The sequence below is a fragment of the Gemmatimonadota bacterium genome (assembly GCA_016712265.1).
Classification (GTDB): Bacteria; Gemmatimonadota; Gemmatimonadetes; order Gemmatimonadales; family Gemmatimonadaceae; genus RBC101.
The window spans coordinates 1,041,270-1,063,795 of record JADJRJ010000030.1; the positions used below are offsets into that span (position 1 = coordinate 1,041,270).

Genomic DNA, 22,526 nt, shown 5'->3' on the forward strand with positions numbered 1-22,526 from the left:
CGTTGAATGACGTGTGGGCGGCTAGAGATTCCCGCGCGCGGCCTGCTCCCGCTCGATCGACTCGAACAGGGCCCGGAAATTCCCCTTGCCGAACCCCTTCGCGCCCTTGCGCTGGATGATCTCGTAAAAGAGGGTCGGGCGATCTTCGACCGGCTTGGTAAAGATCTGCAGCAGGTACCCCTCGTCGTCGCGATCGATCAGGATCCCCAGTTCGCGCAATGCCGTCGTATCCTCATCGATCTTCCCGACGCGGTCGAACACCTCGTCGTAGTACGTCCCCGGGGTGCGCAGGAACTCCACCCCACGCGCCTTCAACGCCCGAACGGTGGAGATGATGTCGTCGGTGGCGACCGCGATGTGCTGCACCCCGGGGCCGCGATAGAAGTCGAGATACTCCTCGATCTGCGACTTCTTCTTGCCCGACGCCGGCTCGTTGATCGGGAACTTGATCCGCCCGTTCCCGTTGGACATCACCTTGGACATCAGGGCCGAATACTCGGTGGAGATGTCCTTGTCGTCAAAGGTCAGCAGGTTGAAGAAGCCCAGCACATCGGCATAGAAGCTCACCCAGTGGTTCATCTTGCCCAGCTCGACATTGCCCACGCAATGGTCGACGTACTTGAGCCCGACGGGCGACGGCTTGTATTCGGACGTCACCGGCACAAACCCGGGAAGGAAGAGCCCCCGGTAGTTCCGGCGTTCCACGATGGAGTGAATCGTATCGCCATAGGTGCGAATCGCCGCGATGACGACCTCCCCGTGTTCATCCGTCATCACCTGCGGCTCCCCGGCGCTCACCGCCCCACGTTCGATCGCCTTCGCATACGCGTCCCGCGCGTCGTCCACCCAGAACGCGAGGTCACGCACCCCATCGCCGTGCAGCCGGATGTGGTCGGAGATCACCCCTTCGGGCCCCATCGGTGTCGTCAGCACCAGGCGAATCTTGTCCTGCACCAGCAGGTAGCTTGCCCGATCGCGCACGCCGGTCTCCGGCCCGCGATAGCCGACGAGTTCGTAGCCGAACGCGGTCCGGTAGTAATGGGCAGACTGCTTCGCATTCCCCACCCAGAACTCGATGTAGTCGGTCCCGTTGATCGGGAAGGTGTCATGCGCCGTCTCGGGCGCGGCAAGGATGCTGGTCATGGGCAGCGTGGGTGACAGGGCGTGACGATATCTGCACGATCGACCGTGGTGGTGTCCAATATATTGCCAACCGCCCTGTGATATCTGGTCGATATGAAAGGATTCGAGCTCCGACACCTCCGGTACTTCGTCGCGGTCGCCGAGGAACTCCACTTCGGCCGCGCGGCCGAACGACTGGGTATAGCCCAGCCGCCCTTGAGCCAGCAGGTCCAGGCCCTCGAGGCCATCCTCGGCGTCCTGCTCCTCGAGCGCTCACGCCGCCACGTCGCACTCACTCCCGCCGGAGCCGCCTTCCTCTCCAGCGCGCGGCGCATCCTCAGCGACGCCCAGCACGCCGTCGTGGAGGCCCAGCGCGCGGCGCGTGGCGAGTCCGGCTCCATCACCGTGGCCTTCGCCGCATCCGTCATGTTCCTCGCCCTCCCACGGATCATCCGGAAGTTCCGAGACCTCTTCCCGGCCGTTGACCTGGAGCTCCGCGAACTCGCCACTGGCCCTCAGCTCGCTGCCCTCCGCACGGCCGACCTCGACGTCGGATTCCTGCGGCACCCGCCCCCTGATCCGCTCCTGGTCACGGAAACCGTGATGACCGAGCCACTCCTTATTGCAGTCAGTCGGCGTGACCCCCTCGCGACGCGACGGCGCCTATCGCTCGCCGAGCTGGCCCACCGGGACTTCGTGCTCTTTCCCGCGGACCTCGCCCCGGGGCTCCACGCCCAGGTGCTGGCCATCTGCGCTGGGGCCGGGTTCGCCCCCCGCGTGCGTCAGGTGAGTCGCGAGCTGTACACCACGGTCAGCCTGGTCGAGGCCGGCATCGGGGTGACGATCATCCCAGCGTCCGTCCGCAAGATGGGATGGCGCGGCGTGAAGTACTTCCCGATCCGCGATCCCGCCGCCACCTCGCACATCGACGCCGCCTGGCGCCGTGACAACGCCAACCCGGTGGTCTCCGCCTTTCTCGACCTGGTCCGCCAGGCGGCGAGAACGACGCGTGGCGAATCATCCGGGCTGGCCGTCCCGTAGGTCGCCCTGCCCCACCGTCGTGGGCCACCCTAGACTTCCCGCAATGTCGACATGGGAAATGGACCGTCTCAAGGACGCGCTCCGCGGTCAGTACGACCTGCAGAGGGAAGTCGGGCGTGGCGGAATGGGGATCGTGTTCCTGGCGCGCGATATCCGACTGGACCGGCATGTGGCGATCAAGACGTTGCCGGCCCACCTCGCGTCAGATGCCGGCGTCCGCGAACGCTTCATTCGCGAGGCGCGAACGGCGGCGGCCCTCACCCATCCCAACATCGTCCCGATCCACCGCGCCGAGGAAGTGGGCGAGCTGGTCTTCTTCGTGATGGGTTTCATCGGCGGGGAATCCGTCGCGCAGCGCCTCAAGTCCGGCGGCCCCATCTCGCCGGCCGCGACCATCGCGATCCTGTCCGATGTGGCAGGCGCGTTAGGCTACGCGCACGGACGAGGGGTCGTCCACCGGGACATCAAGGCCGAGAACATCCTCCTCGACACCATCGACGACCGCGCGATGGTGACGGACTTTGGTATCGCACGGCTCGCCGAATCCGCCCCCATGACCGCGACCGGGACGGTCCTCGGCACGGTGCATTACATGAGCCCCGAGCAGATTAGCGGGGAAAAGGTCGACGGCCGGAGCGACCTGTACGCCCTGGGCGTGCTTGCATTCTACATGTTGTCCGGGCGGTTTCCCTTTGAGCACGAGACGCCATCAGCCGTGCTCGTCGCCCACGTCACGCGCCCCGCCCCGCCACTGCGCTCGCTTGCTCCCGCAGTGCCCGTGGCGCTCGCCGAGGTCGTGGACCGGCTGCTGGCCAAGTCCCCCGCGGCTCGCTTCGCCGCCTCCACCGACGTCCAGCAGGCACTCCAACGAGCACACGCTCGACTCGCCGAACCCCTCCCCGCGGCCGACCTGCTCTCGTCCGCCGACGCGCAAGCCGTGTGGGAGCGCGCCGCACTCCTGCAGGAGATGACCGGGCAACAGGTGCCACCGGCCGCGCTTACGCGCGCCACCCCGGCCGATCCGGCGCTCACCACCGGCTTTCAGGTTGACGATGTCGTCGCCGCCGCGGCGGGGGCAGGCATTGATCGCCGGTATGTGGATCGCGCGTTGGCCGAGCGCCGCGGCTCCGACAGCACGGGACTCGTGCGGCCGGGTCCCGGGATGGAAGCCCAACCCGGCAAGTGGACCGCCGCGCGCACCCGGGTCGAGTACGAGGCCATCCTCCCGGGAGAACTCGACGACGACGGACTCGACGAGATCGCCGACGAGATGCGTCGCGCCGTTGGGGAGTTCGGCAACGTGAACTCACGGGGACGCACGATCGAGTTCACCGCCCCGCTCATGACGCCGAACGGCATGCCGCGCCGCCTCCAGGTCTCGGTAACCTCACGCCACGGCCGAACGACCATTCGTGCCTACGAGGACTTCAAGAGTACCATCCAGGGGGTGCTTGGCGGGGTGACGGGGGGTGTTGGCGGCGGCGTGGGTGGGGCGGCCTTCGGTGCCGTCGCAGCCACCACGAAGTCCCTCCTCTTCGCCGCCCCGGTCTTCGCACTCGTCGCGCTAGGCGCATACGGCTTTGCGCGCGCCATCAACCGGCACATCGAGAAGGACAAGGATCGGTCGGCGCGCGAGATCGTCGAACGCCTGGCCGCGCGAGCCCGATCCATCATCGAGGCGCGATCCTTGCCGACCACACCCGCCGTCCCGCGACTCGGTCGTTAGGCGCCGCCAACGGCCACGCGGTACCACCGCACCGCTTCCGGATTGCGCAGGACCAGGTGCGCCTCCGGCGTCGGCACGAGGGCAAAGGACAGTTCCTGTGGGGCGACCGCGTCCCCGTGCCGCAGGATCACGGCCAGTGTGTCGCCCCGCGACTGCACATCGACCGATCGAACCGTCGTGGTCTCGTTGCCGCCGGGGTACCGGACGGTCACGCGCTCAAGCTGAAGCTCCAGGGTCCGACCGGCATACCGCGGATCGTCGGTCACCCACGTGCCGTGAAGTGTCGTGGGCACGGTCGCCACCGGTGGCGGTTGCAGCTCAAGAACCGCCCATGCACCCAGCGACACGAGCGCCAGCAACGGCAGGAACACGGGGCGGCTGCGAGCCCTGGGGGCGGGCGCTTCGCGCACCGCAGTCATCGAGACCGTCGTCCGGGACGGCAGCCGCATGGTCGTCCCGACCTGCTCCAGAAAGTCGCGCAGCTCCATCGGGGTCGCCAAGTCACCGTCCTTCACGGTCGAGGCCCGTGCCTCGGCCGGCGGGTTCGCAGGACGACTGTTCAGGGGATCGCTCACACGCCCACCTCCAATGGGGACATCATCGACGGAGCCTCCGCCGGCCTTGGCGTGGCCAACACTCGCCCGGCCTGCAACGCCAGGAAGGCCTTGAAGAAGGTGGGGTCCAGATGCGGTCCCGACATGCCGGACATCACCCGCAACGCCTCCGGCGGGGTGAGCCCGGGGCGATACGGTCGATCCGAAGCCAGGGCGTCGTAGACGTCGGCCACCGCCAGGACGCGCGCGAGGACCGGGATGGCCGCCCCCGCCAACCCATCGGGGTAGCCAGCGCCATCCATTCGTTCATGGTGATGGCGGACCATCGGCAAGACGTCGCGCATGGCGGGGATCGGGGAGAGGATGTCATGACCAATCACCGGATGCAGCTGCATGGATGCCATCTCGTCAGGCGTCAGGCGTCCCGGCTTGTCCAGGATCGCTGCCGGGACGCCGATCTTGCCGATGTCGTGCAAGAGTCCTCCTCGTCGCAAGAGGTCGAGCTCGCGCGGATCGAGGCCGAGTTGCGCTCCCAGGGCAACCGCTGTGTTCGTTACCCGCTCCGAGTGACCGGCGGTCCACGGCGAATTGGCGTCGACAGCACGCGCGAAGGCCGTCAACGTGCCCAGCGAGAATGCGTCCAACTCGTCCACCAGACGCCGGTTGGCCAGCGCCATCGCGAGGCGATCGCTCACCTGGTGAATGAAATGCGCGTGTTCACTGGCGTCATCCACACCCTGCATCGTCCCAACGGCCACCACACCTTCCACGCGCGCACCATGCCGCAGCGGGACCATCACCCACTGCAACTCCTGCGCGCCGGCCACGCCAAGGAGGGCCATGCGTGAGCCACACTCCGTGGACGAGAATGAGCGGCCGCTGCGAATGGGGCACATGGCGGCTGGCATGCTGACGTGTGAGACGGGGTGTCCGGCACGGAGGATCGTCGTCGCGTCGCTGTCTCGTTCCGCCGGAATGATCACCAGCGCCTCCCGTACCGGGGCGAGCGCCGCCACGCTCGTCAGCGCGGCCTGTGACACGCGCTCACGGTCACCGGCGTCGAGCGCCGCTCGGTCCACTTCGTCCAACGCGGTCATCGCCCCCACCTGGCGCGCGATGGCGGTCGACATGGTGTTGAAGCTGCGCGCCAGCGCAGCGAGTTCGTCGTTTCCCTGCTCCGGAACCTGAACCGCACGTTCACCATCGCGCATCCGCGCCGTGGCCGCGGTCAGGCGATCCAGGGGGGCCGTGATTCGGCGAATCTGTTGATGGCCGGTGAAGAACACCACCAGCATCGAGAGCGCCGCGACGAGGCCAAAGAGGGATCCCATGTCGCCAGCCGCCGCGACCACGTCCTGGCGGCTCCGCAGGGCAATCAGCTCGAGGTCCGGGGACGCGAATTCATACCGCAGAAAGATGGCTCGCCGAGCGACCAGCCAATCCGGGGTCGTGGCCGCAAGGGCGCCCGCGGCCCTTGCCTGGTCTGCCCCGGCCGAGCACTGGAGCACGCGGCCATCCGCAGTACTCGTGACGCAGAGTATCGGGTCGGTGTCTTCGCCTGCGTCGAACCCGAGGAGTCGAGCGAGTGGGACCTCGCCCCAGTGCCACCTTGCCTGCTCGCCGGGCTCGGCGTGGACAAATCGCACCATGCCGTGCGCCGATGAATCCAGGACGACGATCGGTCGGCCCGCGGCCAGGTGCCGTTCCTCGTCAGCGGTGAGTCGCGGACCTGTCCACACCGCGCTTCGCCAGGTGCGCGGCTGGCGTGTACTGTCCAGGCCGGTGAAGGTGGTCCCCGCTGCATCGAGTGCCCGAAGGAGGTCGGCGATCCCAAGCCCACGATCGACGACGGCAACGGCCTGTTCCTTGGCGGCGACTTCGAGCCGCCCCACGGCGCGTTCGACGAGGGCGGAGCGCACTTGTCGATGCGACCAGATGGCGAGCACGGCCACCGGAACGAGTGCGCACGCGATGAACAGGGCGAGCAAGCGCTGACCGACGCGCGAGCGCACGCCGCCCAGGCGGCCGAGGAGGTCAGTACCGACTGGCGAGTCCAAAGTACCCACCATCGTTGGCCATGATGACGTCGTCGCGGCTGTGTGCGGCTGTCAGCGGCGACACCGAGCTGCCGTCCTTCCCCTTGCTATACAGGTCAAACGCCGAGTTGATCGGCACGAGGAATCGGTCCTTCCGCGCCCCAGGGGGCGCACCCTTCTTGCCCGGCGGAAACGGATTGTAGACGTATGCGTTTCCCCACGGATCGAGCATGGCACCGCGTCCGATGGCCGCCAACGAGGTGGGAAGCGAGTCCAATCCGGACAGGTCCTGGGCGATCGCGCGCAGGTCTCCGATAGCCTTCGCCACACGGGCGCGCTCCACGAGGTCGCGCCCGCGGGGAACCGCGATGGCTGTAAGGACCCCGATGATCGCCACAACGGACAGGAGCTCGATGAGCGTGAATCCCATCCTGCGCGGGCCCACGCGAACGCCAGCGCCGCCCGGACGCACCACGTCGTCCGGGTGCCTTCCGGTTCGCGTCACCAGTACCACCTTCATTCGCTATAGTCTCGACCGTTCGTCCCACCGACTTCATACATGAGGACGACCTAACACGGGGGCCGCAATACAGTCGCGCGATGCCCTGCCAGCCGCCGGATTCAACGAGCGCGGCATCTTGTCCGCCGTTCCGGGGGAGGCTCATGTCCGGAGTGTGGGCGACGGGCGCCCCCAAGCACCGCGAGCTGATCGGTGGCTCAGCCCGGTCGGAGTTCCGGGAGGTCGCGGAACAGCTCCAGCGCGGCCGGATTCGCCAGCGCGTCGGTATTCTTGACGGGCCGTCCGTGGATCACGTCGCGCACCGCCAACTCGGTAATTTTGCCGGAAATCGTGCGCGGGATGTCTGCCACCTGCACGATCACCTTCGGTACATGGTGCGGACTGGTATTCGCCCGAATGTGCCGGCGGATGCGGTCCCGGAGTGGATCATCCAGCACAACGCCTTCGCGCAAGCGGACAAACAACACGATGCGCACATCACGTTCGCGCGCGTCGCCAACCTCCTGCCCGACGACCAGACTCTCCACCACCTCGGGCAACTGTTCCACCTGGCGGTAGATCTCTGCGGTGCCGATGCGGACCCCGCCGGGGTTCAGGGTCGCGTCGCTCCGACCAGTGATGACGAGCCCCTCGTGCGCCGTCCACTCGGCCCAGTCCCCGTGGCGCCACACCCCAGGCCACGTGTCGAAGTAGGCGGCCCGGTACTTCGCGCCGTCGGGGTCGTTCCAGAAGGCGACAGGCATGGACGGAAACGGTCGCGTACACACCAGTTCCCCCGGGGTCCCGCGCACGGAGGCCCCGCGCTCGTCGAAGGTGTCGATGCACATGCCGAGCCCCGCCGCCTGCAACTCGCCACGCCACACCGGCGCCGTCGGGTTGCCTAACGCGAAGCAGGAGATGATGTCGGTGCCGCCGCTGATCGACGCGAGCTGGAGATCGTCCCCGATGTCCCGGTACACGTAGTCGAACGATGGTGGTGCGAGTGGGCTCCCGGTGGAGAGCACCGCACGCAGTCGGTCGAGGTCGCGCGTCTGCCGGGGCCGCAGCCCCTCCTTCTCCGCGAGCGCGAGGTACTTGGCGCTGGTCCCGAACACCGTGATCCGTTCCTCCTCGGCCATCTGCCAGAGCAGGTCCGGCCCAGGGGCGGCTTCTCCTCGACCGGGGCGCAGGGCGGGAGCCATCGGCGCACCATCGTAGAGAACGACGGTGGCCCCGGTCGCGAGGGCCGAGACGAGCCAGTTCCACATCATCCAGCCGCAGGTGGAGAAGTAGAAGATGGTGTCGTCGCGCGTGAGGTCGACGTGCAGCTGGTGCTCCTTGAGGTGCTGCAGGAGGGTGCCCCCAGCCCCGTGGACCATGCACTTGGGCAGGCCGGTCGTCCCCGACGAGTACATGATGTACAGCGGGTGATCGAACGGAAACCGGGGAAACGCCTGGGGCGGCGTGACGCCGACCGAGGGCCGGGCCGTCGACGCGTGATGCTCACGTGACGGGGTGATCGTATCGTGTTGTTCGGGGGGGGCCCCCCGCGCGGCTGAGCTCGGCCGCACAAACGCATCCCACCACACCCCGCCACGGATTCCGGCGAGATCTCCGCGCGTGCCTCCGAGCCGCTCCAGCAGGGGGACCACGACCACGTGTTCGATCGCGTCGATCGCCGCCACGATCCCGCGCGTGCGCTCCAGGCAATCATGCACCTTGCCGCCGTATCGGTAGCCGTCGGCGACGATCAACACTTTCGGTGCCACTTGCCCGAACCGGTCCAGCACCCCGTTCACCCCAAAATCCGGTGAGCAGGACGACCAGGTGGCGCCGAGCGACGCCGCGCCCAGCATCGCGATCACCGCGTGCACCGTATTGGGCAGGAAGCCGACCACCCGGTCGCCGGGCACGATCCCCACACGCGCCAGCGCCACGGACATCTCCCGTACCGCACGCCCCAAGTCGGCGTACGTCAGCCCCTCCAGCCGACCCGCCTCGGTCCAGCTGACCAGTGCGGGCCGATCATCCGAGAAACGCAGCAGGTTCTCCGCGAAGTTGAGGCGGGCTTCGGGGAACCACGTCGGCCCGAGCACAGGATCTGGAGGAGCCATCCGCTCGGCGTGCTGCACGACGGGGCTACCCTCGGGCCAGTCGCCTATCACACCGCACCACCGCCAGGCCGCCCCCCAGAACGCGGCGGGCTCCTCGATCGAGAACCGGTGGAGCGCTGCGTAGCTATAGGGTTCATCGGACAACACGCCGGCACCGACCAGCGAGCGGTGGAACCCCGCCAGCTGGCTCGCCGCGATGCGATCCGCGGACGGACGCCATAACGGCGCGTCCACCGCCCCTTCCGCGCGGCTCACGCGATGCCGTTCAGCTCGATGTCAAAGACCAGGTTCGCGTTAGGCGGAATCGGACCGACGCCAGCGGATCCGTACCCCAACGACGACGGGATCAGCAGGCGCCGACGCCCGCCCACCTTCATCCCCTGCATCCCCACCTGCCACCCCTGGATCAGGTTGGCGAGGGGGAACACCGCCGGGGATGCGGCCCCGACGTTCCCGTCAAATCGCGTCCCGTTGGCCAGGTACCCGGTGTAATACACCCGCACCGTCTGCAGCCCAGACAGGGTGGCGCCGGTGCCCACCTGCGTATCCAGCATGTAGACGCCTGAGGGCAGCTTGGTGAACGAAGCGAGGGAGATGCTCAGGGTGCTGCCCCACGTTTGCTGCTCGAGGGCGATCGGGTCGGGGATAGTCACGTCCGTAGTGTCGTTGGGGAGGCAGCCCGCGAGGCAGAGGGCGGCGGCGGGGATCAGACGAGCGAGGTTCATGGCGCGAGGGGAACGGGTCGGGGAAACCTATCGCGCGTCGGCCCCCACCAAGAGATCCGGCGTGATTTCGGACAGTGTGGGGCACCCGGAAAGCGCCATCGCCAGGTCCAGTTCGTCACGCAGCAACTCCAGGACGTGCCGCGCGCCCGCGGCGCCGTCTACCGCCAATCCCCAGATGGGAGGTCGCCCGAGGAGCACCCCCCGGGCCCCTATTGCCAGCGCCTTGAGGACGTCGGTCCCCCGGCGAATTCCGCCGTCGACATAGACCTCGACCTGGCCGTCCACCGCGGCGACCACCTCGGGCAGGGCGCGCGCCGTGGCGATCGCGGTGTCGAGCTGTCGCCCCCCGTGGTTCGACACCACAATGGCGCTCGCCCCATGATCGATCGCGCGGCGCGCGTCGTCCCCGCGCACGATTCCCTTGACGACCACCGGGAGCCCAGAGATGTCCCGGAGCCAGCGAATGTCCCTCGGGGAAATCGACGGGTCGTGCAGCCCCCTGAAGTGGCGCATCAATCCGCTCGCCTCTCCCGTGGCGGTGGGCACCGCGCCCATTCCGGCCTCCACGGCATTCGCGATCCGCAGGCCCGGAGGCAGGGTGAAACCGCTGCGGATGTCGCGCTCCCGCCGCCCAAGGACCGGTGTGTCCACCGTCAACATCAGGGCGCGATACCCGGCGTCCACGGCCTGGGCAACGAGCGCCTCGGTGTGTTCGCGACCGGTGTACACGTACACCTGAAACCACTTGGGCGCCGCCGGCTCCACCGCCGCCACCTCGGACAAACCTGTCGTTGCAGTGGTACTCACGACGAGCAACGTTCCCGCGGCTGCGGCGGCGCGCGCCATCCCGACTTCCCCCTCGGGATGGGCCAGCTTCTGCATCGCGGTTGGGGCAATAAGGACCGGCATCGCCACGGGGGCGCCGAGCACCGTGGTCGCCATCGATCGCGTCGAGACGTCGACCATGGTGCGATATCGAATGGCGAGCGCGTCCCACGCGGCGCGATTCGCGCGCAGCGTCACTTCATCGTTGGCACCACCACTTTGGTAGTCCCACGCCGACTCCGCGACGCGCTCGCGGGCAGCACGTTCATAGTCAAACAGATTGAGCAGCATCCCGCCGTCCTAACGACGGTAGCCCTTCGAATCGCGAATGGGCTGCTGACAGGTCGGCCACGCTGCGGTACTCGGCGGCCCGCCAGCGGCGGTCGGCGCGGGAGCCCCCCGATCAAAGACGCGCCGGTCCCGTGACACGGTCTCCGGGTCCTCACTGGCGAGGTAGGCCAGCATGGCCACCAGCACGGCATTCTGCCGCAGGTCGTCCAGCACCGCCTTGTCGTACGTGTCGCGCTGCGTATGCCAGGTGTACGTGCCGTACGACCAGTCGAGCGCACCGAGGCCAAACGCCGGAGCGCCAGCGCAACCAAACGACGCATGGTCGGAGCCACCGCCCGCCGGGGATCCCGGGAAGTTGAGCGTGATGCCACGCGTCAACTCGGATGGGATACTCGCGATCCACTGCGCAACATTGCCAGCCGCGGTCGTCAGGCCACCCGAGGAGAAGTTGATGATACGCCCGGTCCCGTTGTCCTGGTTGAACAGTGCTTGCAGGCCGCGCACCACTTCCGGCCGGTCGGCGGCAAAGGCGCGTGATCCGTTCAGCCCCTGCTCCTCCCCTCCCCAGTGCCCCACGAGGATGGTGCGCTTCGGGTTGGGATAGTGCTGCTTGAGCAGGCGCATCGCCTCCATCATGATGACCGTGCCCGTCCCGTTGTCCGTCGTGCCGCTCCCGCCGTCCCACGAGTCAAAGTGGGCGGACAGCATGACATACTCGTTCGGCTTGGCGGTGCCGGGGATCGACGCCACGGTGTTGGCTACCGGCAACTCACCCAAAAAGTCGGCCTGCGCGCGGACGCGCAGTCGCGGCCCCTGGTGGTTCTCGGCAAGCCGGTACAGCAGGCCGTAGTCTTCGCAACCGACATCGAGCGACGGGACCTGCGTGGTCTGCGCATCGAACACCTTCTGCACCCCCCAGCCGTTGGACCAGCGGGACGCCACCACGCCGGCCGCGCCCGCCTGCTCCAGCCGCACGCCTAACGATCCTGTCCCGAGTCCGGTCCCATACCCGGTCTTCTGCAGCCGCCGGTTCCACTGGGTCTGGGCCTCGGTGCGCGCGGCCCGCATCCGGGCGAACGATTCGACCGTGGCAAACCGCTCCCAGTTGTCATCGGGACGGCAGGTCGGTTGCAGCATCGAGATCAGCACGAACTTGCCGCGCGCCTGGGGCAACCAGGCCACAAACGCCGCGGAATCCGGAACATCGGGCAGGATCACCACCTCCCCCTCGACGTCCTTCCCCCCGGTCCCGGCGCTCCACGCGAGCATCGTCCCTTCGAGCGAGCGCACGCGCGGGGCCACGAGGTCGATGTGGGACACCCCGCGACGCCACGACTTCCAGGTGCCGTAGCTCGGCGTCGTCGCCCCAATCCCCCAGGCGGTGTAGGTCTTCGCCAGCCACTCGTTCCCGCTCTTGTGTCCCGGTGATCCTGTCAGTCGCGGCCCAATCGAATCGCTAAGCACCTGCAGCAGCTTCCCCACCTGGGACTGCTGCATCCCGGACTCATACAGCCGGCGGATGACCGGGTCGGCCACCGTATAACTCTGGGCCGCAGCAAGGGAGGTCAGCGTGGCGGTCGCGACCACCAGGACAGGGAAACGCATCGAAGACTCCGGACGGAAGGTGACGGACGCTGAAATGTCGGTGCCGCGCACCCCATGGCAAGGCGCGCGGCACGATCCCACGACCTGAGTCGCCGGTCAGGCGTGTGTGCGTTCCGGCAGCCCCTCGGCGGCCTTCGTCCCCCGGGTGTACGTCGTGTAGATGATGATCGGGATGCCGAGATCGCCGAGGTACTTCCGGATCTCGGGTAGGACCTCTTCCCACTCCATACCGCCAACCCCGGTCGCCAGGCGCGGCAGCGCGATGCTCTCGAACCGCTCCTGCTGCGCCATCTCCCGCAGGGCACGGAGTGCATGGTGCACATGATGGGGCTGTGCGCGTCCCGGCCGCCCGCCGGGGGTCTCGGCCGCTTCCTGCGTGAGGAGGTTGACGATCCGAAGGCCGCCGACGGCGCCCCACATCCACGCGCCGCCAGCCCCAGGCTTATCCGTGTGGCAGTAGTGTCTGAAGTCCTTCACCATGGCGGGCCATCGCTCACGCAGGGCCAGCGCGAGCCCCTGCTTGAAGTCGTCGTTGGGAGCGATCCCGTGTGCGATGACCTGCGCATCGGTTAGCAGGATGTCGCCTTCCACCATCTTGAGCATGAGGGAGCCTGTCGTCGAGGTTGACCCATGCTAAGGCGGCGGCGACGCCGCAGCTGTCAGCGGCGCGCCGATCCTGGTGTCAGTGGAATGCGGTCGACACCCCGGAAGTCCACCGACACGCGAGACGTGCTGTGACCTATTCGATCACGAGGATGGTGAAATAGGCGTTGGTCGGCGCAAACGAGTAGCGATCGAAGCACTCCACACGCACGAGCAGGTCGGCGCCACCGCTGGCGGCGCTTGTGCTCCCGGGGACGCAGGTGGCGCTCCCACTTGTGTACGGCGAGACCTGGATGTTGAACGGGCTTCCGACCAGGCCACCGAGTCCGGGAAAGCGCACGTCGTACACGCCGTTGGTCACGCCGTTCACCGCCTGCCGGGTGACCGCGGCCACCTGGGCGGTCGAGCTGGCAGCATACGAGGCGCTCACCGATGCCTCGACACCCAGGGAGCCGGCCGGCAGGCTGTTCCACGCATAGGCCCAGCGGCGCCCCGCACGACCAGCTTCTATGAGTTGGAGGGAGAAACGCGCGTCCGCCCGCGCCGCCCCAAGCACCGTGCAGTCCACGTCGCTGGAATCCCCAAACGCCCACCCGCTCAGCAGGCAGGTGCCCGCATCCGGGCCGATGGTCGTCACAAAGTAGTTCTCGGTCTTTCCTGCTGGGCGCGCGTTGCCCACCACCACACGGTAGCGGCCCGCGCTGGACCGCGTGATCGACATCGGCGTGCCGGAGGAGTTGAAGCCACGATCGGCCGCTGGCGTGTGCGTCGCGGCGGCATCGGTGCTCTCCACAAAGCCGTGCCGGCCCTGCAGGGTGTTCGCCCCCACCACGAGGATGGAGAAGGTGCCGGGCAGCTTCGTCCCATCGGTGGCGTAGCACGACACGGACACCTCGAGGTCCCGCCGGTTGCTGGCCGCGCCCCAGCCATTGAGGTGACACCGCGTGGCGATCGACCCGGTTCGGGTCACCATGATGGTTTCACGCCATCCCGCCTCGGCCCGCGCCAGGCGCTCAAAGGTGACGACCGCGTCGCCCGACGCGTTCATCGTCGCCCGGACCCCGCCGCCGGTCGCGTTCATCACGCGGGACGCCGTTGCGCTGCCCGCGACGCCGGCAATCGTCGCGTAGGCAAAACGATCGACCACGCGCGCGAGGACCCCGCGGCTGGGCACCGATGCCGTCTTCCCTTCACTCGTGGCCGTGACGGAAAACGGGCCGTGCCCCCGGACCGTCACGGCTCCGTCGGCCGCCACCGAGGCCAGTAGGGTATCCGTCGCGCTCCACGTCACCGCGCGACCCGTGAGCGTCGCGCCCCCCGCGTCGCGCGTGGCGGCCGTCAGCCGAATCACGTCGCCAACCATGGCCGAATCCGGCATCCCGGCGATGCTGATGCTGGCCACGGCAACCGGCGGCGGGGGCGACGAGGCTTCGTCGCTGGAACAGGCGAGCAGTGAGCTGAGCGCGAGTGATAGGGCGAGATGGCGAGGCATGGGCGTGGAAGGAGTCCCCTATCGACGGCCCATCCGCGACCCCGGTCACCCGCCACGACAAAGGGGGAGCACCGCAGTGCTCCCCCCGTCACCGACCGATCGTGCGACCGATCACCGATCCATGCCGACAATGCTCGTCATCGCCGCCGAAATCGCGGGGCCGTAGTACATCGCGTTGAAGAGGAGCTTGAACGTAGCGTGCGGCTGCGCCCGGTTCGCGACTTCGGGACCCATCAGGTACAGGCGGCCCTTGCCCACGACCGCCTCAGCGACGGCCACGCCACCATTGAGATAGCCCTGACCCCACGCCCAACCCGAACGCAGCGGGGATGGTGTGTCAAACCAGACCACTGGCGTGACGCCCTTCATGGGCGCATCAGCCCCGAGGCGGAAGACCGGTGAGTTGTCAAAGAAAAGGTCGACGCGCTTCTGGAGTCCATGGGCCAACGGATGCGTGTTGTCGACCGCCGCATTCAGCACCGAGCCCGGCACGAAGAGCCGCTCGCGGGGGATCGGTCGGTCGGCCCCAGCCTGGGTACGCTCGACCAAGTGGTCCTGCACCGGGAGCCCCAGGTGCTGCGCGAGTGCGCTCGACCCGCCAATCGTGATCACCGTCCCGCCGTTCTCCATGAACGCCTTGAGCTGCGGGACGGTCTTCTCGATGGTGACGCGGCCGAGGTGCGCCCGGAACTCCTCCGGGACATCGGCTGCCTGCGGCTGACGCCCGCCAAACCCACCGCCCGCACCACGGTCGGATTCGGGGATCCCGCCATCGGCAAACACGAGCACGTCGAACTTGCTGTTCAGGCTGCCCGCATCCAACTCCTGCGCAAAGACCTGGCGGACATTCGGGAAGTCAAACTGTTCGAAAATCCAGCGCATCCACCCACTCGGCATCGACCCGCCGTATTGATCCCAGAGGCCGACGCGAATGTTCTTCATGCGTAGTGCGTCGCCCGTCGGGCGCGACGCCACGCCATCGAAGCTGACGCCGAGGTCCGCGGCAACCTTGTCGACGATGGGGCGCGCCCCCGCCCGGTTGGCGATGAACCATGCTCCGGCGGGATACGTGCGGCCGGCCACCGTGGAGGCCGCCTTCATCCAGCTCACTTCGCCGCCTGCCTTCATCACGCGGTTCACCGCCACAAAGGCATCGTTGGCCGCGTGGTCGACGATCCACCCCGCGTTCCCGGCCGTCACACGGCCGGCGGGTGCCGTGGCCATCCCCCGAATTTCCTCGCATGGGCAATCGAACGCGTCAAGCATCCGATCGAACTGCACCCCCATCTGGTACGCGAGCGTGTACCCCGCGTTGTCATACGGCGCCTTGGGCGGCCCGCCGGGATACTGCAGGTCGTTGGGGTAGTCCTGCGGCTCGAACATGTCCATGACGTGCGCGCGGAAGGCCTGGGCACTCTTCACGACGTACGACCCGGCCGGGTACTGCTTGCTCCCGGCGCTGAACGCGCTGCGGGCCCGGTGCACCACGACGCCACCCTTTTGCAGGGCCTGGATGAACTTGGTCACCGTCCCAAAGTCCGCCTGGTCCGCCGGCATGATGAAGCCGCGCGGGTCACGCAACTCCGGCTTGCGGAGCGATGCGAAATACTGTGCGGGCTGCACACCACCGCCACCGCCCTGCGTGGTCATGAACGAGTTGTCGCTCGCCTGGGCCTGGCGGTTCCGCTGGATTTCCGCCGTCACCGCGGCAATGCGGCGCGGATAGTCAGTCCAGGTGTCCTTCGTTCCCTTCTCGATCGCATTGCGTCCCATGCGCCAGATGTTGAACAGGAACTGCTCGCGGTGGCGCGACACCACATCAAGCACGGCCCAGTTGGCCGTCACGGAGTACTCGATCGACTGCCGGAAGTGCCAGCGTTGGGGCGTGATGGGGAAGACGTAGTTCTCCTGCGGGATGAGCTTCTCGGGCGTGAACGGAATCTCGATCGGCGTGGGGCTGCCGATGGTCTCGGTCAGGAGTCCCAGCTGGTTGTGGAAGTACGGCGCCGTCCGGAGGCCCCCGTTCCACCAGGTCTGGTACCCGGCCTGGTCGCGACGCACCGCCCCCGGCTTGTTCTCCACCGCAAAGCGCGTGTGCATCGACGTCCCCAGCAGGTCGATGCCGTAGATCACCAGCGGGTCGATGTTGTGGTTGTGCGGCGCGCGGAACGGTGGCGCGAAGAGGACCGCCCCGGCCGGGCCGGTCTGGTGGTGGTTGTAGATCACCTGCGGATACCAGTCGCGGTACTGGATCCGCATGATGTTCTCGCTCTCCGGCTGCGCCCCCATGTAGAAGTCGCGGTTGTTGTCGTGCCCCACGTACTTCTGGTACAACCGCGGGATGTCCCCAAACGAGCGCTGCCGCTCATCCGACTTGCGCATGTACCAGTTGGAGACCAGCTCCATGCCATCCGGGTTGGCATGCACCATCAGGATGACCACGTCATTCAGGAAACGCAGGATCTCCGGCTCCGTCGAGCTCACGAGGCGATAGTTGGTCTCGATGAGCTGGTGGGCACCGAGCACTTCCGTCGCATGCAGTCCACCGTCGATCCACACCACGGCCTTGCCCTCGGCCGCCAGTTGCTTCGCTTCGGCCTCGCCGACCTCACCCTTCGCCAGCTTCGTCGCGATGTCCTTGTACTTCGCCAGGTTGCGGTGATTCTCGGGTGACGTCACGATCGCCATCAGCTGCGGCCGTCCTTCCGCCGTCTTGCCGATCTCCTGGACCACCATCCGGTCCGACTCCGCATCCAGCTTCTTCCAGTAGTCGACAAACTGTGTGTAGGTCGCGAGTCGATAGTCGTCGCCGATCGCGAAGCCGAAGTGGTCTTTGGGACTGGTGATGCGGCCTTGCGCATGCAGCGGCGCGGCGGACGCGGTCACCGCGAGGCCCAGGGATGCCAGGCGGCGCCAACGGGAATGGACAAGCATGAGGAACCTGTGGGTGGGGGACTACTGCACGCCGAAAGGTAGGGAGCGATGCGTCGGTCGTCGAGAAATTCGGTGGAGCGTGGGCGCACGCTGCGAACTGCCACGTGTTCCCCCGCGCGTGGCCGACGGCCGTCAGCCGTTCGCCATCACCGTCCCTCCCTCTTGCCGTCCGGCCGCCGAGCCATTTCTTACCCGCCCATGCCGCTCATGGAAATCGCCGCGTGCCACGTCCCTGGTTCCATTGGCAACTTCGGACCCGGGCTCGACATTCTCGGGGCCGCGATCAGTGGTGGGGGCGACAGTGTCACGGCGACATGGCTCGAGGGCGATGGGGTCCGGGTGCTCGATCCGGGCCACCCCGCCCTACCGACGGACCCCACGCTCCACGCGAGTGCCATCGCCGCATCCGCCGTCCTTCGCCTCGCCATCGCCGGGGGCCTGCGACTTCCGCGACGCGCGATCGGCCTCTCGGTTCGGAAGGGGTTGCCTCTGGCTGGAGGACAGGGCGGGTCCGCCGCCTCGGCCGTCGCTGGCGCGGTCGCCACCAACGCCTTGTTAGGCAGCCCGTGCGACCGGGACAGCCTTATCCGGGCGGCGCTGGAGGCCGAATCCCGAGTGGCGGGGGCGCACCTGGACAACATTGCGCCCTCCCTGCTCGGCGGCATCTGCCTCGTGCGGGCCGTTGATCCGGTCGACATCGTCCGGCTCCCGGTCCCCACCCGGTTGCGCCTCGTCATCGCACATCCGGCCCAGGAGCTTCGGACCGCGGACGCGCGCGCCGTGCTGCCGGCCCAGGTTGATCGGGCGCTCCTGGTGAGACAGATGGCCAATGTCGCCGCCCTGGTCGCCGCCCTCTACGCGGACGACCTCCCGCTCCTGGGGCGCGCGTTGGACGACCAGGTGGCCGAACCGGCGAGGAGTCCTCTCATTCCCGGTTTTGAAGGCGCGAAGGCGGCAGCCATGGCCGCCGGGGCCTTGGGAGCGAGCATTTCCGGGGCCGGGCCGACGATGTTCGCCGCGTGCGATAGCGATGTCGGGGCCCAGCGCGTTTCGCACGCCGTGCGTGCCGCGTACGAGTCGGCCGGGATTGACGTGAACGTCCGCGTTGCGCGCGTCGACCCGCATGGTGCCCGCGTCGACCAGAACCCGCCAGGCGCAGGCTAGAATCCGGAATCGGGATCTGACCCAAATCTTGACGCCACTAGCAGTTGGACCGTCTTGAGGGAGGCCAGAAGACCCCCAATCCGTGGTGACAAACGGCCGGTCTCGTTATAATAGTCTTACTTCTGGCGCGACCCCCGTTCACCTGCGAGCTGCGCGTTCGACACGCGTGGCACGCCCACTCCGCCTCCCACCAGAGGAACTACATGCGAAAGATCGTAGCCGGCCTCGCCGCGCTGGTTGCCTTGACGGCAACCCAGACGGCCGTAGCCCAGCGGCCCCTCAACCTTGAGGTTGGCGCGTTCGGGCAGTTCACCATTCAGGATTCGGACCTCAACATCGCCAACGGCCCCACCATTGGCGGCCGCCTGGCGTTGTACCTCCTCAAGAACCTCGCGGCCGAAGTGGATGGCCAGCTTGGGAAGGCCGACTGGGAAGATGGGTCGACCACGACCTCGCTGACCCTGCGCCCCTGGGCCGCGCGCCTTGTGTACGGCATCCCGCTCAATGAGAAGACCCGTTTTCTCATCGGTGCCGGCTACCAGCAGAACCAGTACTCGGGCCGCACCAAGACCATCACCCCGGGCTTCGTCCAGCCAAACGAGTACGAAGATGCCGTCACCGGACTCGTCGGCATCAAGTATTGCATGAACGACAAGTGGAACTTCCGCGTGGACGGCGTGGGTGACTACAACCCGTCGCCGAACTTCAACGGGGCCGCGCCTGTCGATGGCAATTCCGAAGGTGGTACGGCGGTCAACCTCGGCCTGCGCGCTGGCTTCGGCACGATGATCCGCGGCAACTGCCCGGGGTCGCCGACCGTGTGGTCGCTCGCCGTTGCCCCGGGTTCGAGCCGGCACCGGGTGGGTGAGGTCGAGCAGTTGCAGGTGACCGCCCGCGATGGCAAGGGTGCTTCCTTCCCGCTGTCCAAGCTGAAGAACTACACCTGCTCGTCCGACAACCCGAACGTTGCGACGGTCGACGCGAATGGCCGCGTCTCCGCCGTGTCCCCGGGCACTGCGACGATCACCTGCTCCGGGATGATGGGCGGCGTGATGCAGTCCGGCACGCACCAGATCACCGTTCGTCGCCCGGACTGGCGGCTCACGGTCAATGGCGGTGGCACGCACATGGTCGGCCAGGGCGGCTCCGCGAGCGCCTCGGCGGTCGACGAAGACAATCGCCCGGTCACTGGTGCCCTCGTGTGGACCTCGAGCAACCCGTCGGTCGCCACGGTCGATAGCAACGGCAATTACCGCTGCGTCAGCGCCGGCACTGCCACGCTGACCGCGACCATGACCCGCGCGGATGAGACGCGTTCCGGCACCGTGCAGGTGATCTGCAACGCGCCGCCGCCACCACCGCCGCCGCCGCCAGCCGCGCGCCTCGTCGCCAACCTGTCGGACGTGCACTTCGCGTTCAACCAGGCCACGCTGACCCGCGCCGGCCGCGACACCCTCGACTGGGTCATCGGGCAGCTCAACTCGCCCGCCGGTTCGAGCTGGGTTGTGTCGATCGAAGGCCACACGGACCCGTACGGTTCGGACGCCTACAACGATCGCCTCTCCACGCGTCGCGCCCAGACCGTGTACAACTACCTCACCCGTGCCCGTGGCGGCGTCCCCGCTTCGCGCGTGGGCGGCCAGCGCGGCTTCGGTGAAGCCTGTCTGGTGCTCGATGATGACCACACCTCGCCGTCGAAGTCGAAGGCCGAGCATGGACGGAATCGTCGCGTGGAGATCTGGAACCTCAACGGTACGGCCGCCCCCACCGGCTGCCGCCCGATGTCGGACTACCAGAACCGCTAACGATCGGCAAGTTCGCAAGAGGCCCCCGGCATCTGCCGGGGGCCTCTTGTCATGCGGCGGGCGCCAGGGCGCGGTCAGGCCGCCGAGCGTTTGCCATCGGCGCGCACCGCGGGATCGCCTGTGCGCGAGTAGACGGGTGCCGGGTAGCCTTCGAGGCGTGCCAGGGCGTCGGTAATCCCCAGGATGCTCTCGGTTCCACCGAGGACGACCACACCGCCCGGGTGGAGTTGACGCGCAATGCGGCCCAGCACGTCGGCCTTGTCCGGCACGTCGAAGTAGATCAGGACATTGCGAATGAACACAATGTCGAACAGCCCGAGGTTGGTGAAGGGACGCAGGAGGTTCTGCTCGGAAAATTGCGGTTGGTCTCGGAGGGCCGGAATGACCTGGTATCCCTGGGGAACCGGCTGGAAGTACTTGACCAACAGCTGGACCGGCAAGCCGCGTTGCACCTCGAACTGGTTGTAAATCCCCTGTCGCGCGCGCTCCAGCGATGCGGTGCAGTAGTCGGTCGCCACGAGCTCGAGCCGTACCCCATCCATCACGGCGCCAGCTTGTGCCACGAGCATCAGGAGGGAGTACACCTCCTGGCCGGTGGACGTCGCGGCCACCCAGAGGCGCAGGGGACGCCGCGCGGCGCGGGCACGCTGTGCCGCCTCGGGAAGCAGCCGGTCACGGAACGCGTCAAAGGGTCCGCCGTCCCGAAAGAACAGCGTTTCCCCCGTGGTCATCGCGTCGCAGACCGCCTTCAGCAGCTTCGGATCCGGCGCACCGCGGAGCCGTTGGACAAGGGCATCGATCCCGGACAGCCCAAACGTGGTGGCCACCGGTGGGAGACGACCCTCAATCAAGTATTCCTTGCCCGCTCCAAGGGAAAGACCGCTGTTTTTCTTCAGCAGGTCAGACAGGAAGGCGTAGACCTCGGGCGTGACACTCATACCGGCACGGCGCAGAGGTTCCCGACCTTGCCGGCGATCTGGCCAAGGGGGAGCACGTAGTCCGCCAGCCCGGCAGCCACGACCGCACCAGGCATTCCCCACACCACGGAACTCGCTTCATCCTGCGCAATCACACGGCCGCCACGCGAGTGAATGATCTCACACCCTCGGCGCCCATCCTCTCCCATCCCGGTCAGGACAACGGCCAACGCCGTGTTGCCGTACACCGCAGCGACCGAGCGCAGCATCACGTCGGCCGCCGGACGGCAGTGGTTCTCCGGAGGGTCTTCCGTGAGGCGCAGGAAGGGTGCCCCCTCATGAGTCGCAACAACCATATGCCGGTCCCCCGGCGCGATGTAGACGCGCCCCGACCGTACGGGCATCTGCTCGGTTGCCTCCACGCACTCCCGGCCGCAATCGCGCGTCAGGCGCTGCGCCAACAGTCCGGTGAACACCGGCGGCATGTGTTGCGTGATGAGCACGGGGAGCGTGAGCTCCCGCGGCAGCCCCTTCAGCACATCGGCCAGGGCATTCGGCCCCCCGGTGCTCGCCGCGATCGCAATGACCTGGAGACTCGCGCTCTCACGCGAACCAAGGATGGCCCGCGGCCGCGGGGCGACCGGGGCCGGCGGGGTGCGCGTCGCACCTGCGGTCGCGGACCGGCGGCCGACGGCGCGGATCTTGGACACGATCTCGCGCTCGATATCCTGCAGCCCGCTCATGCCGCGCGCCGTCGGCTTGGTGATGAAGTCGGTGGCGCCGAGCGCCAGCGCCTGCAGGGTGACACTCGCCCCGGCCAGGGTCAGCGAGCTTTGCATGATCACCTGCACGCCGGGCTGCTGTTGCAACAACATGGGGAGTGCCGTCAGCCCATCCATGTCGGGCATCTCGACATCGAGCAGGATGACATCGACTGGGGTGTGGGCCAGCGCTGCCAGGGCCTGTCGTCCGGTGGTTGCGGTAGTGACGATACGCATGTCGGGAGCCGCATCCACCATGCGGCCGACGGCACCTCGCACCACGGCGCTGTCATCGACGAGCATCACGCGGAT

17 protein-coding genes are annotated in these 22,526 nt (G+C 67.7%); 4 read left to right on the forward strand and 13 right to left on the reverse strand.

What is annotated here, in order from left to right; all coding sequences use genetic code 11:
- Positions 1-21: 21 nt before the first annotated feature.
- A complete protein-coding gene (hppD, locus tag IPK85_20020; protein MBK8249662.1) occupies positions 22-1,143 on the reverse strand; it encodes a 4-hydroxyphenylpyruvate dioxygenase in 1,122 nt (373 codons plus the stop codon).
- A 93-nt stretch (positions 1,144-1,236) separates the two neighbouring features.
- Between hppD and IPK85_20025 the strand changes: the two genes are divergently transcribed.
- The gene (locus IPK85_20025; GenBank protein MBK8249663.1) at positions 1,237-2,163 is read left to right on the forward strand and encodes a LysR family transcriptional regulator; all 927 of its coding nucleotides are present in this window, start codon (positions 1,237-1,239) and stop codon (positions 2,161-2,163) included.
- 43 nt (positions 2,164-2,206) lie between these two features.
- Positions 2,207-3,889, forward strand: coding sequence for a serine/threonine protein kinase (locus IPK85_20030; protein MBK8249664.1), 1,683 nt, complete (start codon positions 2,207-2,209; stop codon positions 3,887-3,889).
- Here IPK85_20030 and IPK85_20035 read toward each other — a convergent pair.
- The 10 genes from IPK85_20035 to IPK85_20080 form a co-directional block, all read right to left on the reverse strand.
- Positions 3,886-4,464 carry a hypothetical protein gene (locus IPK85_20035; GenBank protein ID MBK8249665.1) on the reverse strand — a complete coding sequence of 193 codons (579 nt, stop codon included), beginning with the start codon at positions 4,462-4,464 and terminating at the stop codon, positions 3,886-3,888. The genes IPK85_20030 and IPK85_20035 overlap by 4 nt on opposite strands.
- On the reverse strand, positions 4,461-6,455 hold the full coding sequence (locus IPK85_20040; protein MBK8249666.1) for an HD domain-containing protein: 1,995 nt from the start codon (positions 6,453-6,455) through the stop codon (positions 4,461-4,463). Before IPK85_20040 ends, IPK85_20035 begins: the two co-directional genes overlap by 4 nt.
- Before the next feature lie 22 nt (positions 6,456-6,477).
- Positions 6,478-6,999, reverse strand: coding sequence for a prepilin-type N-terminal cleavage/methylation domain-containing protein (locus IPK85_20045; protein ID MBK8249667.1), 522 nt, complete (start codon positions 6,997-6,999; stop codon positions 6,478-6,480).
- Positions 7,000-7,196: 197 nt separating this feature from the next.
- The gene (locus tag IPK85_20050; GenBank protein ID MBK8249668.1) at positions 7,197-9,326 is read right to left on the reverse strand and encodes an acetoacetate--CoA ligase; all 2,130 of its coding nucleotides are present in this window, start codon (positions 9,324-9,326) and stop codon (positions 7,197-7,199) included.
- Positions 9,327-9,343: 17 nt separating this feature from the next.
- Complete coding sequence (locus IPK85_20055) at positions 9,344-9,817, reverse strand: FKBP-type peptidyl-prolyl cis-trans isomerase (protein MBK8249669.1); 474 nt, start codon at positions 9,815-9,817, stop codon at positions 9,344-9,346.
- Positions 9,818-9,844: 27 nt separating this feature from the next.
- Complete coding sequence (locus tag IPK85_20060) at positions 9,845-10,933, reverse strand: alpha-hydroxy-acid oxidizing protein (protein MBK8249670.1); 1,089 nt, start codon at positions 10,931-10,933, stop codon at positions 9,845-9,847.
- A 9-nt stretch (positions 10,934-10,942) separates the two neighbouring features.
- Positions 10,943-12,538, reverse strand: a complete 1,596-nt coding sequence (locus IPK85_20065) for a M20/M25/M40 family metallo-hydrolase (GenBank protein MBK8249671.1) — start codon at positions 12,536-12,538, stop codon at positions 10,943-10,945.
- A 96-nt stretch (positions 12,539-12,634) separates the two neighbouring features.
- Complete coding sequence (locus IPK85_20070; protein MBK8249672.1) at positions 12,635-13,141, reverse strand: macro domain-containing protein; 507 nt, start codon at positions 13,139-13,141, stop codon at positions 12,635-12,637.
- Between the two features lie 136 nt (positions 13,142-13,277).
- On the reverse strand, positions 13,278-14,633 hold the full coding sequence (locus IPK85_20075; protein ID MBK8249673.1) for a hypothetical protein: 1,356 nt from the start codon (positions 14,631-14,633) through the stop codon (positions 13,278-13,280).
- Positions 14,634-14,744: 111 nt separating this feature from the next.
- A complete protein-coding gene (locus tag IPK85_20080; protein ID MBK8249674.1) occupies positions 14,745-17,567 on the reverse strand; it encodes a peptidase in 2,823 nt (940 codons plus the stop codon).
- 198 nt (positions 17,568-17,765) lie between these two features.
- Here IPK85_20080 and IPK85_20085 point away from each other — a divergent pair, with 198 nt between their 5' ends.
- Entirely contained in the window at positions 17,766-18,731 is a 966-nt protein-coding gene (locus IPK85_20085; GenBank protein ID MBK8249675.1) for a homoserine kinase, read from the forward strand.
- Positions 18,732-18,934: 203 nt separating this feature from the next.
- Positions 18,935-20,536: an Ig-like domain-containing protein gene (locus tag IPK85_20090; GenBank protein ID MBK8249676.1), complete on the forward strand. Its 1,602-nt coding sequence runs from the start codon at positions 18,935-18,937 to the stop codon at positions 20,534-20,536.
- 74 nt (positions 20,537-20,610) lie between these two features.
- Here IPK85_20090 and IPK85_20095 read toward each other — a convergent pair whose 3' ends face one another.
- Positions 20,611-21,474, reverse strand: coding sequence for a protein-glutamate O-methyltransferase CheR (locus IPK85_20095; protein MBK8249677.1), 864 nt, complete (start codon positions 21,472-21,474; stop codon positions 20,611-20,613).
- Positions 21,471-22,517 (reverse strand): chemotaxis response regulator protein-glutamate methylesterase, encoded by a 1,047-nt coding sequence (locus tag IPK85_20100; protein ID MBK8249678.1) that lies wholly within the window; start codon positions 22,515-22,517, stop codon positions 21,471-21,473. The genes IPK85_20095 and IPK85_20100 overlap by 4 nt, the downstream gene beginning before the upstream one ends.
- Between the last annotated feature and the right edge of the window lie 9 nt (positions 22,518-22,526).